Below are 16580 nucleotides of genomic sequence, written 5' to 3' on the forward strand. Positions count from 1 at the left end.
TAGAAAGAAAATTACTCAAACTACTTGTTATCTGTAGTTTGAGTAATTCCATTAATTATTCTTGATAATACGATTCATAGCCAAAATGTTCATACGCTAAAGCCGTTGCGATCCGTCCTCTAGGTGTCCGTTTGATGAAGCCTTTTTGGATTAAATACGGTTCATACATGTCTTCTACAGTTTCAGTTTCTTCACTGATATTAACAGCTAACGTACTTAAACCAACTGGGCCGCCGCCATATAATTCAATCATTGTCTTTAATAGTTTTTGATCGACATAATCTAATCCTTGATGATCAACTTGTAACAATGTTAACGCCTGATCTGCAATTCCTCGATCTATTGTCCCATTTGATTGAACTTGGGCAAAGTCACGGACGCGCTTTAATAAACGGTTGGCAATCCGCGGTGTGCCACGAGAACGGCGTGCAATTTCAAAAGCCCCTTCTTCTACGATCTCTGTTTGAAAAATATCAGCAGATCTCAGAACAATTTCTTTTAAATCTTGTGTTTCATAATATTCCATATGAGAAATGATCCCGAAACGATCTCGAAGTGGTGCAGATAGCATCCCGGCTCTCGTTGTTGCACCGATCAAAGTGAACGGCGGTAAAGGAAAATGAACTGGATGTGCCGTTGTTCCTTGGCCTACCATGATATCTACATAAAAGTCTTCCATTGCAGAATATAACATCTCTTCCACTAAGCGAGGTAGTCGGTGGATTTCGTCGATAAATAAAACGTCACCTGGCTCTAGTTCATTTAAAATTGCGACTAAATCGCCCGCACGTTCGATTGCAGGTCCGCTAGTCGTCCGGATATTAACATGCATTTCATTGGCGATCACCATGGCCATCGTTGTCTTACCAAGACCAGGTGGACCGTATAAAAGAGTATGATCTAAGGCTTCTTCCCGATTGCGGGCAGCTTCGATGTAGATTGTAAGCTCTTGTTTTACTTTATCTTGACCGATATATTGTGCGAGAAATTGGGGACGTAGTGACTTTTCAAGGGACTCTTCCCCCTCACTTGTTTCAGCGGAAAGTAGTCTTTCATCTTCTGTCATAGCCATTCCTCCTTAGCGTTTCATCATAAATTTCAATGCATTACGTAAATATTCGTCAGTCTGCTGTTTGCCTAGTTCTTCTAGTTTTGGTGTGATGCGTTTGATTTCCTTATCACTGTATCCTAGCGCACTCAACGCTTCTAAAGCTTCTGTTAGCGATTGATTAGCGGATTGGTTCGTTGGTGTTTTAGCCATTGCTTCAACAGCTGCTTCTGAAGTTTCCAGTTCGCCTAATTTTCCTTTCAGGTCAAGTACCATCTGTTGTGCAGTTTTTTTACCTACGCCAGGGAATTTGGTTAAATAAGCAGCATCTTCACTTTCGATTGCATTGATCAAACCACCATGATCTTCTGATGCCATGATTGCCAAACCGCTTTTAGGTCCGATTCCAGAAACACTGATTAGTTTTAAAAAGAGTTGTTTTTCATCTAAATCACCAAAGCCGTACAATAAATGAGCATCCTCGCGAACAACTTGATGCACATAGATTTTCACTTGCTGATCTGTTTTACCAGAATAACGATAAGGATTGCCTACAGAAATCTGATAACCAATGCCATTTGTTTCTACTACAATATAATATGGACTGATAAATGTCACTTTACCAATAATATACTCGTACATAATTTCACCTTTCTTAATACCGTTGAGGTTAGAACAGAAGTAACTACTTTTGCACTAACGTTTCTTACGCTTTACACGCACATACGTTTCTATTTTAGCACAGATTCAAAAAAATCAGTAGCTTGAAAAAAAGAAAGCCGATACGAATTAAGACTAAATTCGTATCGGTTTATTTTTTTATTCAGAAATGTATGTCCATTTGTAGTCATATCGCGCGCCTGCTCCGTGAGCAACTACACCTTGGACTTTTTTGCTGCGCATGTGGGCTTCTGCTTTTTGATAAACTGGGGCAACACCCATATCATCCATCAATAATTTTTCAGCATCTACCATATCTGTCCAACGTTTTTCTGGATTTGAAGCATTTTTACTACCAGAATCTTTGACTAGTTGGTCGTATTTTTCGTTTGAGTAACGACCTCTGTTGTATGATCCGCCAGTTAGGAATAGGTCAGTGAAGCTGCTTGGGTCTGCATAATCAGCACCCCAACCGCCCATAATCACTTCAAAGTCACCATTTTTACCACGGTCTAAACGAACCGTAAACGGTACATTTGTAACGGTCACATCTACGCCATCAAGCGTTTCTTTCACTGCTCCTTGTATATATTCCAGTACTTTTTTAGTAGAATCAGTATCGTCACCCACGATATCAAACTTGAATGAATCGATTCCTAATTCCTTTTTCGCTTTTTCCCAGTATTCTTTCGCTTTTTTAGTATCATGTGTCAATACGTTTTTATTTTCGTCAGCAAAATCCTTATTGCCTTCTGGTGAAAATGACATGCCTGCTGGCACAAGACCAGTCGAAGCAATCGAACCGTCTCCTAAGATTCGGTCAACTAACGCATCACGATCGATCGAATAAGAGATTGCTTTACGTAGATTCGCATTGTGGTAAGGTGATTTTTCATCTCTTTGGTTAAATTCAAGATATGAAGTTCGTGCGTCTTTTTCGATCACAAGTTCTGGATCATCAGCCATTTGTTTTGCTAATTCTCCACTCAAGATCACATCATCCGCTTGACCATCTTGGAAAAGATTTAATGACGTAGGTGCTTCTTTGACGACGGTTACTGCGATTTTATCTAATTGAACTGCCTCTTTATCCCAATATTGATCATTTTTTGTATAAGACCATTCAGTATCTGTTCCAGGACCGTCAAAATCAGTCAAGGTAAAGGGTCCATTATAAACTGACGCATCACTCGTAGTTGCATAATCTTTGCCTTTTTCTTCGACTATTTTTTTATTTTGCGGGAAAAATGATGGGAAGGCCAGCAAGTAATCAAAGTATGGTGTTTCTTGTTCTAAGGTTACTTCTAATTCATGATCGTTGATTGCTTTGATTCCTAATTCATCCAAGCCTTTTTTTCCAGCAGAAACATCTGCGCCATTTTTGACTAATTCAAACATATAAGCGTATTCCGCCGCTGTTTTAGGATCTGCTGTGCGCTGCCATCCGTAAACATAATCTGAAGCGACTACAGGATCACCATTTGACCATTTAGCCTCTTCTCTAAGTTTAAACGTGTACGTCAACCCATCATCGCTTTTCTTTGCCAACTCTACTGCACCAGCTGGCTGTGGCTTACTCTTATCATCTAAACGATATAGCCCTTCATAAACATTGTTCAATGCTGAAAAGCTGATTGTATTTGTTGCAACCGATAAATCTGCACTTGGCATTTCTTGTTGAACGACTAATTTAAAAAGCTGTTCCCCACTGGCTTTTTTGTTGTCTTTACTACTATCTGTAGAATCAGTCTTACCACCGCCACCGCAGGCTGCTAATGCTAGTGTAGATAGCATCATTACACTGATTAATTTCGTCATGTTTTTTCTTTTCATTTTCTTCTCCTCAATAAACAATTATTTTCTTTCTGAATTTTAATTTTCTGAATATTCTTATAATACTAGAAATTGGAGTAAATAGCAATCATTTTTATATGCAAATAAAATAACAGTCGCATTTTTATTTTACCAAACTACAAAAAAACCTATCTAAACAGATTTTAACTGTTTAGATAGGCTATTATATTATTCAAATAAGGATTTGTACTCCCCGTATCCTTCTTGTTCTAATTCTTGAACAGGTATAAACCGTAAAGCTGCTGCATTGATACAATAACGTAACCCGCCTTGATCTTGTGGACCATCTGTAAAAACATGTCCTAAATGGGAATCTGCTTCTTTACTGCGAACTTCAACGCGACGCATTCCTAAAGAGAAATCTGAATTCTCTTTGACGCCTTGCTTTTCAATTGGTTTTGTAAAAGCTGGCCAGCCACAGCCTGCATCGTATTTGTCTTTTGAGCTAAAAAGTGGTTCGCCACTCACCACATCCACATAAATCCCCTCTTGGTAAAAGTCATCATATATACCAGTAAAAGGTCGTTCAGTCGCATTTTCCTGTGTTACAGCGTATTCAATATCGGATAGCTTTTCTTTCAACTCTTCTTTTGATGGTTTTTCCATGACAAATCACACCCTTACTTTTTAATTAATCTTATCATAGCATCATTGAGGAAAAAACACTCACCTTCTGTTTAGAAAGTGAGTGTTTTACGTCTATTATTAGTTCCAAGGAATATCTAAATCGATATTTTCGGCTAGGTCGATACTTTCTTGTCGTTTGGCTTGTCTGAATTGTTTTCTCGCTTCATAGCCTTGACAGATAAAACGTTCTTCTTTTGTCTCAGGCTCGATTGTTTTTGGCAGACTTGCTCCTTTAGGGACTACAAAAGTCATGAAACAAGTTCCAGCTAGATAACGTTCTCCTGTAAATAAATCTTCACCGATCACTTTGGCGAATATTTCCATTGAGCGTGTGCCTATACCTGATACATAGGCATCGATACAAACTGAATGGTCCGCTTTTAAGGGTGCAAGAAAATCTAAATGATCAACAGAAGCTGTGACGATCGCAGCTCTTGAAACACGAACAGCTGAAATACCCGCTGTTTCATCCAACCAAGCCATTAATTGACCGCCAAATAAGGTCTTATGAAAATTTAAATGAGGATAGGTGATCATATGTGTTTGAATGGCTCTTGTTTGTGAACATTTCATTCATTGTTTCCTTCTTTCATCGTTTCAGTTACTAATCAAATGATGGCAGCATGCGGTAAAGTGTCGCAATTGGCAATCCCATAATCGAATAATAATCACCTTGAATACTTTTTACTAGCAAAGCGCCTTGTTCTTGAATACCATAAGCTCCTGCTTTATCTTCGTATTCTTTTGTATCTAAGTAGCGATTGATTTCTTCATCCGTTAAATCATAAAATTCTACTGTGGCCGGAACTGTAGCCGAAGATTCCTGATCATCTTTCATTAAAACAACACTGGTATAAACTTTATGTGTTCTGCCACTCAGCTGTCGTAACATCCGAAAAGCATCGTCTCTGGAAGTGGGTTTTCCTAATATTTCATTATCGATCGTTACGATCGTATCAGAACCGATCACTAAATCGTTTGGATATTGTTTTGCAATATGTGCTGCTTTTTGTGCTGCCATCGTCAAGACATAGTCCATCGGGGTAAAATAACCTTTGACTTCTTCATTGATATTAGCTGGCACGACTTCAAAATCAGGTATGATTCGACTCAACAGCTCACGTCTGCGAGGAGATTGCGAGGCTAGAATAACTGCCATTAGGATTAAACCTTCTTCCTATATTTTTAGTGTGGATCTTGAATTCGTTTAAACATTTTTTCCATGTCTGAATTTGTAAAATGGATCAAAACAGGACGACCATGAGGGCAATTAAAAGGGTTCTCACAGGTTTCCAGATCCTTTAATAACACACGAGCCTGTTGTTCATTTAAGTAATGATTGGCTTTGATTGAACGTTTACAACTCATCATGATCGCTGTAGCTTCACGGAATTTTTTCACACTGACAGAACCTGTCGTCAAAAACATATCGATCATCTCACGGATAATCGTTTCTTCTTCGCCAGCTGGATACCAAGTTGGATGTGCTCGGACAATGAAACTATTTTGACCAAAGTCTTCTAAATGAATGCCAACCTCTGCTAAGGTCTCTTTTTGTTCTTTGATTTTTAGCGCATCACTGTTTGGATAATCAATGACGATTGGTACTAATAACTCTTGTAGGTCGTTTGTTACTTCACCAATTTTTTCTCTAAAATACTCATATTTGATTCGTTCTTGGGCTGCATGTTGATCGATGATATATAGGCCATCTTTGCTTTGAGCAAAGAGATAAGTGCCATGCATCTGACCAAAATATTCTAGTTCTGGAAAACGTTCTTTAGGATGTTCATCTGCTAACTTGTTTAACACTTTATTTAAGTCATTTTGAGCTCCAGTTGCTGAAAAATCAAATTCTGGATGATGGCTTAATTCTTCTTCATAGACCTGTTCATCAACGGTCACCTTTTCTTTTGAATCAGGCACTTCTTCCGACTCAGTCGCTTCTGTTAGATGGCGCTCATCAGAAATTTTTGGCTCTTCCATTTCAACTGGTGAACTAAATGCATACGCCATCAATGCTTCTTTTTCAAGCTCTTCTTCTGTCTGTGGTTCAGCTTGTTTTGGCCAATTGTTAGTAGGTGCTTGAGGTTTATATTCTGGCGACGTTTCTTTAACAAAGAAATTTCCACTACTAGGATCATAGCCTAAACTTCCTGGTTTTCGAATAGGTTTGCTAGTTTCCTCAGGTTCTGTTAAAGGAATTTCCATTTGCTCAACTTTTGGCTGTAGCTCGACTTTCTTTTTAAAACGAAGATTATCTACAGCGTTTGGAATCAACTGTTCATGACTTAATACTTCCCGAATCTCTTCACTGATCAAAGCCATCAATTCTTTTTCTTTACTTAAACGGACTTCTTGCTTTGTCGGATGAACATTGACGTCAACAAGTAACGGGTCCATCTCGATCTCTAATACAGCAAGAGGAAAACGACCGACCATCAATTTCGAGCCATAACCATCTACGATTGCTTTATTGAGCGCAAAGTTTTTGATATAGCGACCATTGATGATCGTTGATAAATAATTCCGACTTGCTCTAGTCACTTCTGGCAATGAAACATATCCCGTTAACTTAAAGTCTAAATCTTCCGCTTCGATCTTCAACATTTTTTTCGCAGTCCCAATACCATAAATTCCAGCGATCGTTTGTTTCAAATCGCCATTGCCAGCAGTATTCATCATCTTATTTCCGTCATGAACCAAGCGAAAAGCGATTTTGGGATGACTTAACGCTAAACGGTTAACGATATCGCCGACATTTGCTAATTCAGTTTGAATCGTTTTGACATATTTTAAACGAGCTGGTGTATTAAAAAATAGGTTTGAAACCGTGATTTTTGTTCCTTTTCTTAATGCAGCTGGGCGATGTTCTTCAACCTTACCGCCCTTCATTTGAACATAACTACCTTCTTCTTCTTCAGAAACAGCCGTTTCTAGGACGATTTCTGAAACGGATGCGATACTGGGCAGGGCTTCTCCACGGAATCCTAAACTGCGTATACGAAACAAATCGTCTCTGGTATGGATCTTACTTGTCGCATGGCGTTTAAAGGCGCTAAGAATATCTTCTTTTGCGATTCCTTCCCCATTATCGATTACTTGGATCGTTTTAAGTCCTGCTTCTTCAATAAAAATATCGATTTGAGTGCTTCCTGCATCAATCGCGTTTTCTACAAGTTCTTTGACAACTGATGCAGGACGTTCTACTACTTCACCAGCAGCGATCTGATTGGCAAGCTGTTCTGATAATTCTTGTATTTTCCCCATCTAAACGATCCTTTCCTTGCTCAGCTTTTTTATTTCGTTTAAATTCTTTTTTGCAGTTCATGCAATTTATTTAAGGCATCCATTGGTGTCATTTCTAATAAATTGATTTTCTTCAAAGTATCAATCACACCTAACTCATCCGTCGATACTTCTTTAAATAGTGATAATTGTTCCGTATCTTCTTTGATCTCATCTTTGTATTCCATAGCTTTAAGTGGCTGTTCATCTGATTCTAAAGCGGTAAGAATTGTCGCTGCACGTTCTAATAATGCGCTTGGCAACCCTGCGATTTTAGCTACGTGGATCCCATAACTTTTATCAGCTGGTCCATCCATCATTTTATGCAAAAAGACGACTTCGCCATTTTTTTCTACTGCACCGACATGGATATTTTTCAAACCAGTCAAGGTTTCATCTAAGACAGTTAATTCGTGATAATGGGTCGAGAATAATGTTTTTGCGTTAACTTCTCTATGGATATATTCAATGATCGCCTGAGCTAGTGCCATTCCATCATAAGTAGCGGTTCCTCTACCTAATTCGTCGAATAAAATTAAACTGTTCGGTGTTGCATGACGTAAAGCTTGATTGGCTTCCATCATTTCCACCATAAAGGTACTTTGCCCAGCGATCAAATCATCTGATGCCCCGATTCTTGTGAATATTTGGTCAAAAATCGGTAAATCCGCAGATTCAGCTGGAACAAAACAACCTATTTGAGCCATTACGACTGTTAGTGCTAATTGTCGCATATAAGTACTTTTACCGGACATATTAGGTCCTGTAATCAATAGAATGATATTCTCTTTGCTCATATGAACACTGTTAGGGATATATTCTTGATGACCCAAAACTTTTTCTACAACTGGATGGCGACCTTCAACAATATGCAACTCTTTGCTATTGCTTTTTAGAATGGGACGGACATATTGGTATCTTTCACTGACTGTTGCAAAAGCCTGCAAGACATCCACTGCACTGATTGTTTTTGCTAGTTTTTGTAGACGTTCAATATTGGCTTTGACTTGTTCTCTGACTTCTAGGAATAATTGATATTCTAAATCCACTGATTTTTCTTCTGCTTCTAAAATCAAGGTTTCCATTTCTTTTAGTTCAGGTGTGATAAAACGTTCAGCGTTTGCTAGCGTTTGTTTGCGTTCATATTTTCCTTCGGCTAAGTTGGCTAAGTTGGATTTTGTCACTTCGATGTAATAACCAAATACTCGATTAAACCCGACTTTTAAGGTCTTGATCCCTGTTTCTTGGCGTTCTTTAGCTTCTAGTTCAGCTAACCATTGCTTGCCGTGGCGCATTGCATCACGATATTCATCTAATTTTTCATTGTAATTGTCTTTAATGATATTTCCTTCTGTGATTGCAAGCGGTGCTTCTTCGTTGATGGCATTATTGATCAGTTCAACGATATCTTCGGCCGGGTTTAAATCTAATAATAAATCATTCCATTCACCTTGATTGATACCAACGATCAACTCACGAACCAACGGCACTTGTTCTAATGAGGTTTTTAATTGAATCAAGTCGCGTCCGTTCACATTTCCAAATGCTACACGCCCAGCTAAACGTTCTAAATCATAGACTTTTGTTAAGGTAGATTGTAAGTCAACACGCTCAAAGTATGCATTCAATAACGATTGAACCATTTCTTGTCTTGTTTGGATTTGTTTCTCTTGAATCAATGGACGATCTAGCCATTGCTTTAATAAACGTCCACCCATTGCGGTTTTTGTTTCGTCTAGCAGCCATAATAAAGTCCCTTTTTTCAATCCAGTTCGAATCGATTGGGTCAATTCTAAGTTAAATTTAGAATAATGATCCATTTTCAAGAAATGATCTGGTTGATATTCTACTGCTTTTTGAATGTGTGACAATCCACGTTTTTGCGTCACGGTTAAATAGGTTAATAATTTGCCTGTTACCTCCACTTCTAGCGGATGGGTCAATTCACTTGTTAAAAAGCTAAATTCAGCATTTTCTTCTGCTTGATTTTGTTCAGAAAAAATAATGTTCAAACGATCTTTTAATGTTTGCTGCAGCGTTTCTGATAATACGCTACCTAATACGATTTCTTTCGTCTGCAGCGCTGATGCTTCATTGATTACAGCGTCTTCATCGCTTAATACAGCAGTTTTTAGTTCTCCTGTACTTAAATCTACATAGGCCAACCCAAACGTTCCATTCTCTTCAACAATAGCCGTTAAATAATTATTGTCTTTAGCATCTAAGCCTTTACTGGTCATCACAGTTCCAGGCGTAATCAGTTGAACAACTTCTCGCTTGACCATGCCTTTGGTCGTTTTAGGATCTTCCACTTGTTCACAGATCGCTACTTTATAGCCTTTTTCGATCAATGTATCGATATAGCCTTGCGCTGCGTGATGAGGAATCCCACACATTGGAATCGGGTCATCTGCATTGCGATTACGGCTAGTCAAAGTTAATTCTAATAATTGTGATGCGTTAATTGCATCTTCATAAAACATTTCATAAAAGTCGCCTAATCGGTAAAACAAGAAAGCGTCTTGATACTGGTCTTTGATTGCTAAATATTGTTCCATCATTGGTGTGTGTTTTGTTTTTTGTGGCATTGTTACCCTTCCTTCTCTAGTTCTTCATTGATTCTATATTGGATCATATCTGTGACGTGCTGCAAGAGGTCATTGGCTTCCATCAATTGTTCTCTATATGCCACAACTAAGGGATGTTCATCGAATTCTTTTGTCAGCTCATCTGCTCGTTTGATTGCCGCTTTTTCTGCCTCTGGTTTATCATAATGGGCAAATTGAACGGCATCTTTTTGGGCTGCTTTGATTTGTTCTACTAAATCAGTGAGCTTTTCATTTTTTTGAACTTTTTCTTCTAATTCTTTATAACGTTGAATCAATTCATCTTCACCAAGTAAGATTAATAATTTCATTAATTCTTCGTTGATTTTTTTATCTTTAATGGATGGCTCCATGATTTCACACCTTTATTCTGGTTAAGATTTTGTTATAAGTTAGGTCTACTTATTTTAACATAATTCCAGCAGAATCAACAGTTTGTGGAAAATTAAACCGATTTTTGCTATTTCAAATTATTTTACATTACACATTCAAAATAAAAGTGTTCACTAGATAAAAAAGAGCAGATCCTCAGTAGAGTTGCTCAGATTTATCCAGTGAACACTTTGTTTTTAATCATTTTTAGCGGGAGTAGTTAGAAGTCACTCTATTTAGACGTATCATAAAAAAGAATGAATGAATTTCGTTTGATACCACATCTAAAGCTTTACGTGCCTCTCTTACAGGACCAAAAAACTGTTCGTATCCATGTGTAAGAGCGGGAAATATTTGAAATGTCGTTGTCACTCCTGACTCAATCAGCAATTGCGCTAATTTCCTATTATCATCTCTAAAAGGGTCTTATTCTGCAGTAGAAATATATGCAGGTAGAAACTGCTCGTACTTATCATAAGAAAGCTGTGTAATATAAGGACTGAACACTTTTTTAGCATCTGCATTATCTGTAATCGCTAAAAAGCCTTGCATAGCGAAGTCGTCACTCCCAATACACCCTTTCAGGGCGTTAGTTTTTAAAGAATCTGTGATCCCATTAAAAACAAGCCAATAGTACAGAGTAAACAACTTGTCTGGGAGTAGTTTCTGTTCCCCATTGTCAATCATATACATAACTAAAGCATTTACAAGGTTCCCCCCTGCGCTATCTCCAAGAAATCCAATTTGGTTTAAAGATACTCCCATACTTTCTCTATTATTTCGTAACCATCTATATACTGCCATACAGTCTTCAATAGGGATTGGAAACGTTACTTCTGGTGTTAACCTATAGTTAGTTGAAAAAATTGCACATTGAGGTTTTTGAGCAAAATATCGAACTATGGTATCCCACATCTCAACGTTTCCAGTTTCAAAGGCTCCGCCATGTATATGGTAGATAAGTGGTAGATTTTTCTGATTCCCTGGAACATATAAGCGGCCGCTTATCTTGACTCCATCATCAACTTTTATTTCATAATCAGTAGTTGTAATATCGAACGAATCAACAATTTTGTGATTCTCATGCTCACACAAATCAAGTTGGTCTTGAAAATTCATAGGTCTATTATTTTTTTGCTTCATCATAAATGAACAATCTCTACATTTAATGTCATAATAAATCCTTTCATTTAAATTATAAACACAGAATGAAATTCAATGTAAAAAAATTAAATGGATAATCTTTATTTATGTCCCAACAAAGTTATTCATTAATTTTTATCTTTAAAAGAATTAGTATTCATCGATTAAGATTTACAGGTAACATGTACCTTTTAATGCCCAGAAATGAATACTAGTGCTCTACTATTTAAGAGATTTCTTTCCACTCCATATTTCAATTAATTACTTGAGTATTTTTTTGATTAAAACTGACATAAGAAAAGATAATGATACTATTAATATGAGGGTGAATGTCCACCCAATTGACTTCCCACCACTTTCGGTAGGTAATTTAATGTTCATACCAAAAAATCCTGTAACAATAGCAGGTATAGTCAGAATTAGGGACCATACTGTTAAGATTTTCATAACGTTGTTCAAGTTATTATTGAAATAATTATTATAAGTATCTGACATGTTTTGTGAAATTTGATTAGATAAATCAATTATTGATACTAACTGACTGGATTCTGCCAATGAGGCATTAAAATCCTCCTTCTCATCTTCGGGAAGTTTGTTATAGAGGGGTAGTTCTTTCATCTTTTCTAGAACTAAATTATTTTGTACTGCAGCAGAATACAGATAAATAGTTCGTTTTTGTAAGTCGGACAGTGTCTCTAAATTAGATTGATTATCTTTCTGCGACACACTGTCCATCTCCTTAAGGGTTTTATTGATACTTTCGATGCGTGGAAAATAATCATCAATCAGCTCAAAAAGGGTAATAAACAAAAAGCTAGTTGTAGATAAGATTTCTTTTTTAGCACATTTGTCTAAACAATCTTTCATCTGCTCGTAAACGTAATGATTGTCTTTATTTGTAATAGTAATAACATAGTCACCCCTAAGTATGAATGTAATAGGAATTGTTTCATTTGTTGTATCAGTCGTCTTTTTTTGATTCAGTACTTTGAACACTAGAACTAGTGTACTTTCTTTTGAATATATATCTAATCGGGCTTGTTCACTACTATCCATTGCATATGTGATTACTTTCTTATTAATATCATATTCTTTACAAAAATCAATCAACGGTTCTGAATTTACATTTTCTGATTGAAAATTCACCCATATACATTTTTTATTTACCATTCTCTTTTCTATCATAAGTTTGATATGCCTTTCTTGTATGTTCATTTATTTTTTATGTATCAATTATTAATCACTAACAGCATATACAAACTGTATTCTCTCCTGTCTCCTCAATATACAAAAACGCAACTTATTTTCTCTCACCCAAAAGAGTTGTTTGTTTTTAGTGATTACTTTTTTCCAGAACCCCTTGTTAACACAATTTGTGATTTTGATTCTATAATAAATAGGAACTTCAATTGCTCCAGCCTCAATGATGAATTAGCAATCATCTTTGTAATAACATTTAAATTTCATTGTTCTACCTTAATATTTCATATTAAATGATACAGCAATTTGTTGATTCGGTTTCTTTAATTTTTTCTTTTTCTGACCATTTTTGTATAAAACATATCGTATGTTATTAAATATATTTAATCTATTTTTCATACCTTAAGATATTTGAGCAAAAGAAAAAGGGTGTGGGACAAAAGTAAAAATCACTTTTGTTTCACACCCTAAATACGGGTAAACGGTGGAGGTAGAAGCAATCCTCTTTGGCTGTAACGTCCCCGTGTATATTTTCCCAATACTGTACATAGTTATCATAAATAAATTCTACAAGTAGGTAAAAGTTGCAACCCATTTTTCTAGTGAATACTACATGATGGATGACCTCTTTCTTATCCAATGTATTCAAAATAAGTTGATAGTGAAGTCACTAAATTAATAGTTATCGCTATTTTAGCTAAAATCCATCTTCAATTATTTCTTCTCTGTTCCATTTATTCAAAGCTATCAAGTTTATCAACCGATATTTCAAAACAATTCTCATTCACCAGCATATAGCCACTGGATCTCATAGTTTTTATAAATTTTGTCCCTGTTCTTTTTTCTATTTTTTCTCTGAGATGAAAAATGATATTACTAACCATATAAAGCTTATTTAACTTAGAGGTTCCCCAAAGATTTAAAATTGTATTTTCGTAAGTTACTAATCTATTTTTATTTTGTATCAATAAATGCATTAATTTATACTCTAATGGTGTCAGCGGTACTTCTTCACCATTACATAATCGAAACGTTCTGTTTTCTGTTAATAGAAAATATGAATTTTTTATCCCCATTTTTTCTACAGTCTTTTTGGCTCTATGTGTCAACATATTACTTAGCTCAATGCTGAGTTCTTCATCGTGTATATTGTTGGAAACAATCATATCTACACCAAGCCTCAAGTATGTAATTCTAACTGCTTGTATAGAAGAATCAGAAAGCAACCATATCAGTGCATTCGTATTTTTTTTCAAAAAAATGATACTTTCAAAAATTTTTTCTTGCATCAGCTCATTCTCATCAATTAGAAAAACATCTATATCTTGATACATATCAAAATAATTAAAATCCTGTTTTATAACTATATCTATTCGTTGAGAATTCATCTCTTTTATTAGAACTTCATTGTTTCTACTTTTTTCAGTATTCTTAAAATATTTGATTTTATACATAAAATTGGGCCTCCACGTTATGAAAAGAAATTTTTAAAATTCTGTTTATTGCTAAATATTTCTCTCGCATTAAAACAAAGTTTGTGTAGAAACTAAAAAAGGAAGAATCCAAAGAATAAAATATTTCTACACTCTGAATTCTTCCTTTATTTTACTACTTTAGTTATGCCAATCTATTAATATTCAAAGTATTATTTAGACTCAACTTTAATATATGCAACATTGTCTTTATCTACAGTTGAAATAATTTTATTACCATACTCTCTTTTTTCAATCTGAGTGTAATTTTGGTGGTATGGACCAGGGTAGGCTTCTAATACCTTTTTGGACGTATTTTTTACATTTAAGTCATTTGTTTCATCGACCTCTGTCCCTGCAATTACCGTAGTAATCTGCAACTTATATTCTCCAACTTCTAAATTAGACAAAATTTCATTATCTAAAATAGCTTGATAGCCATTGAAAATGCCTGCCTGATACCAATCCGTATTCGCTACTGGTTTAATTTCTTCTACTACATTGCCTTCACTATTGACAACTTTAACTGATTTAGTTACTTTAGAACTATCTTCCAAGGGCCATTCTTCATTATCAACCGAACCCTCTAATATTAACCCATAATCCTGCCAGTACCCCAATTTAAAGTAGTTAATTGATTCTTCCCCTAAATGTACAACGGTTTGCTCTACTTTATTAGAGTCCTTACCATCATATGTTTGGATAATATGGATAATAGTTCCTTCTGTTTGCGGTGCTATAGGTGAAATTGACCATCGTCCATCCCCACCAACGACCGCTTCACCAATCTTTTCATCTCCAACAAATGCAGAAATTGTTGCATTTGCTTGACCAGTACCTGTAAGTTGAGTATCTTTATCCGTTACAGGATTGAATGTTGGAGCAATGACTTGAACTATATCCCCATCACCAGCGATACGCCCATAATCTTCTGTTTGGAATTTCTCCTGCAAATCCTGATCTGTCGAAACCGTTTTTGAGGATTCATCATCATCGATGTGAGTCTCTAATGACGAAACCGCATTCCATGAGTACAATGGACTCTCTTCATAATTTCCGCCAGTTTTTTTCCACACTTTTATATTTGCTTCTTTGATTCTTAAGGTAGTTTCATCAGCATCAAAAATTGGTTTACGTGGATTTGTATTTTTTAAATCAAACGCTTTTGGATTATCCAAATTTATTTCTGAACCTTCTTCAGTTTCAATCACTTCTTTAGAATTATTCCCCGTAACATTTAAGGTTGAATTTGGTTTTGCATTAATACTACTATTCTCTTGATCAAGACGTATAGTTGGGCGATCTCCGCCTCCACGTCCATTTAAATTAACCACAGCACCAGATTCTATATTTAATGCAGGATTAACATCATAGTGTGATCTATCAACAAATTCAATCGCAACACCTGCAGAATCTATATCTAAACTTGCATTTTCCTTAACATTTACTTGACTAACTTTGTCATAAAATGCAGGGTAGTGATAGTACTTATTATTATTTGGTGATATTTTAATATTTACTTTTGCATTTTCTTCAATGATAGCTTTACCATCGACTTTTCCGTTGTGTAATTTACCATTAAAATAAAATGCTGACTTGTGAGAACCACTAGCAGCAGTTGAATTATAGACACTGTCTTTTGCAAATATTACCTCATGTACCCAAGCGTTTTCATGGGTTGTTTCAATTTTATTATTTCCCTTGAAGGTTACTCTACCGTTACTCAAAAGTAAGAATCTAGCACCAGCATATGATGTATTCGTAACTTCTACGTCCCAACCATATTCATCATCGTCTAATTCAAAAAATCTAGATCCGTCTTTTTGAGTACCTTCTATACTCATATTATTTAATTCTAACGTAACATTCTTATCTAGCTTATCTTGACCATATAACGCATATTTGCCAATATTCAAAACAATCCCTTTATCTGCATTTCCATCGATCAATAGATTTCTCTGAGGTATACTAGTAATATTTTTTTTCATCGAAAAGCTTTGAGTGAGTATAATATGACTAATTGAGACATCCTTTAATGCAGTTTGATATTCTTCAAATGTTCCTACTTCTGCAACTCCTCCTTGCTTTGTATCCACTAACGCTTTATCAACTTCCGTTGCACTTACAATTTCCGGATGAGATAAAATTACCTGAGAGCCAATTGTAAGTAAAGAAACTCCTGTAATTATAGCTTTTTTATTAATTTTCATAATATCTTCCCTTTCTTATTATATTATTTAGTGAGAGGGTACCTTTCATCATATTTAAGTTTTTATGGATATACTTATAAACCAAGTCCACTGTTTGATG

General features: G+C 35.8%; 13 protein-coding genes. All 13 read right to left on the bottom strand.

Annotated features, from left to right (window positions below; genetic code table 11):
* Window positions 1-55: 55 nt before the first annotated feature.
* Window positions 56-1066 (bottom strand): Holliday junction branch migration DNA helicase RuvB, encoded by a 1011-nt coding sequence (gene ruvB / locus IGJ02_RS15385; protein ID WP_010762295.1) that lies wholly within the window; start codon window positions 1064-1066, stop codon window positions 56-58.
* Window positions 1067-1078: 12 nt separating this feature from the next.
* Window positions 1079-1690 carry a Holliday junction branch migration protein RuvA gene (gene ruvA, locus IGJ02_RS15390; protein ID WP_430602625.1) on the bottom strand — a complete coding sequence of 204 codons (612 nt, stop codon included), beginning with the start codon at window positions 1688-1690 and terminating at the stop codon, window positions 1079-1081.
* A 177-nt stretch (window positions 1691-1867) separates the two neighbouring features.
* Window positions 1868-3541 (bottom strand): peptide ABC transporter substrate-binding protein, encoded by a 1674-nt coding sequence (locus IGJ02_RS15395; protein ID WP_010762293.1) that lies wholly within the window; start codon window positions 3539-3541, stop codon window positions 1868-1870.
* 189 nt (window positions 3542-3730) lie between these two features.
* The gene (msrB, locus tag IGJ02_RS15400) at window positions 3731-4168 is read right to left on the bottom strand and encodes a peptide-methionine (R)-S-oxide reductase MsrB (protein WP_010762292.1); all 438 of its coding nucleotides are present in this window, start codon (window positions 4166-4168) and stop codon (window positions 3731-3733) included.
* 99 nt (window positions 4169-4267) lie between these two features.
* A complete protein-coding gene (locus IGJ02_RS15405) occupies window positions 4268-4762 on the bottom strand; it encodes an acyl-CoA thioesterase (protein WP_010762291.1) in 495 nt (164 codons plus the stop codon).
* Window positions 4763-4793: 31 nt separating this feature from the next.
* Window positions 4794-5348, bottom strand: a complete 555-nt coding sequence (locus tag IGJ02_RS15410; RefSeq protein WP_430602626.1) for a Maf family protein — start codon at window positions 5346-5348, stop codon at window positions 4794-4796.
* A gap of 26 nt (window positions 5349-5374) precedes the next feature.
* Window positions 5375-7459, bottom strand: coding sequence for a DNA mismatch repair endonuclease MutL (gene mutL, locus IGJ02_RS15415; RefSeq protein ID WP_010762289.1), 2085 nt, complete (start codon window positions 7457-7459; stop codon window positions 5375-5377).
* A gap of 38 nt (window positions 7460-7497) precedes the next feature.
* Window positions 7498-10065, bottom strand: a complete 2568-nt coding sequence (gene mutS, locus IGJ02_RS15420; protein WP_430602627.1) for a DNA mismatch repair protein MutS — start codon at window positions 10063-10065, stop codon at window positions 7498-7500.
* A 2-nt stretch (window positions 10066-10067) separates the two neighbouring features.
* On the bottom strand, window positions 10068-10436 hold the full coding sequence (locus IGJ02_RS15425) for a RicAFT regulatory complex protein RicA family protein (RefSeq protein ID WP_430602628.1): 369 nt from the start codon (window positions 10434-10436) through the stop codon (window positions 10068-10070).
* A 445-nt stretch (window positions 10437-10881) separates the two neighbouring features.
* Window positions 10882-11601 (bottom strand): alpha/beta hydrolase, encoded by a 720-nt coding sequence (locus IGJ02_RS15430; protein WP_430602629.1) that lies wholly within the window; start codon window positions 11599-11601, stop codon window positions 10882-10884.
* A 258-nt stretch (window positions 11602-11859) separates the two neighbouring features.
* Entirely contained in the window at window positions 11860-12768 is a 909-nt protein-coding gene (locus IGJ02_RS15435; protein WP_430602630.1) for a magnesium transporter CorA family protein, read from the bottom strand.
* 764 nt (window positions 12769-13532) lie between these two features.
* A complete protein-coding gene (locus IGJ02_RS15440; RefSeq protein WP_430602631.1) occupies window positions 13533-14252 on the bottom strand; it encodes a winged helix-turn-helix domain-containing protein in 720 nt (239 codons plus the stop codon).
* A 191-nt stretch (window positions 14253-14443) separates the two neighbouring features.
* On the bottom strand, window positions 14444-16480 hold the full coding sequence (locus IGJ02_RS15445) for a pectate lyase-like adhesive domain-containing protein (RefSeq protein ID WP_430602632.1): 2037 nt from the start codon (window positions 16478-16480) through the stop codon (window positions 14444-14446).
* Between the last annotated feature and the right edge of the window lie 100 nt (window positions 16481-16580).

It is taken from the genome of Enterococcus sp. DIV0724b, from assembly GCF_050531475.1.
Lineage (GTDB): Bacteria > Bacillota > Bacilli > Lactobacillales > Enterococcaceae > Enterococcus_L > Enterococcus_L haemoperoxidus.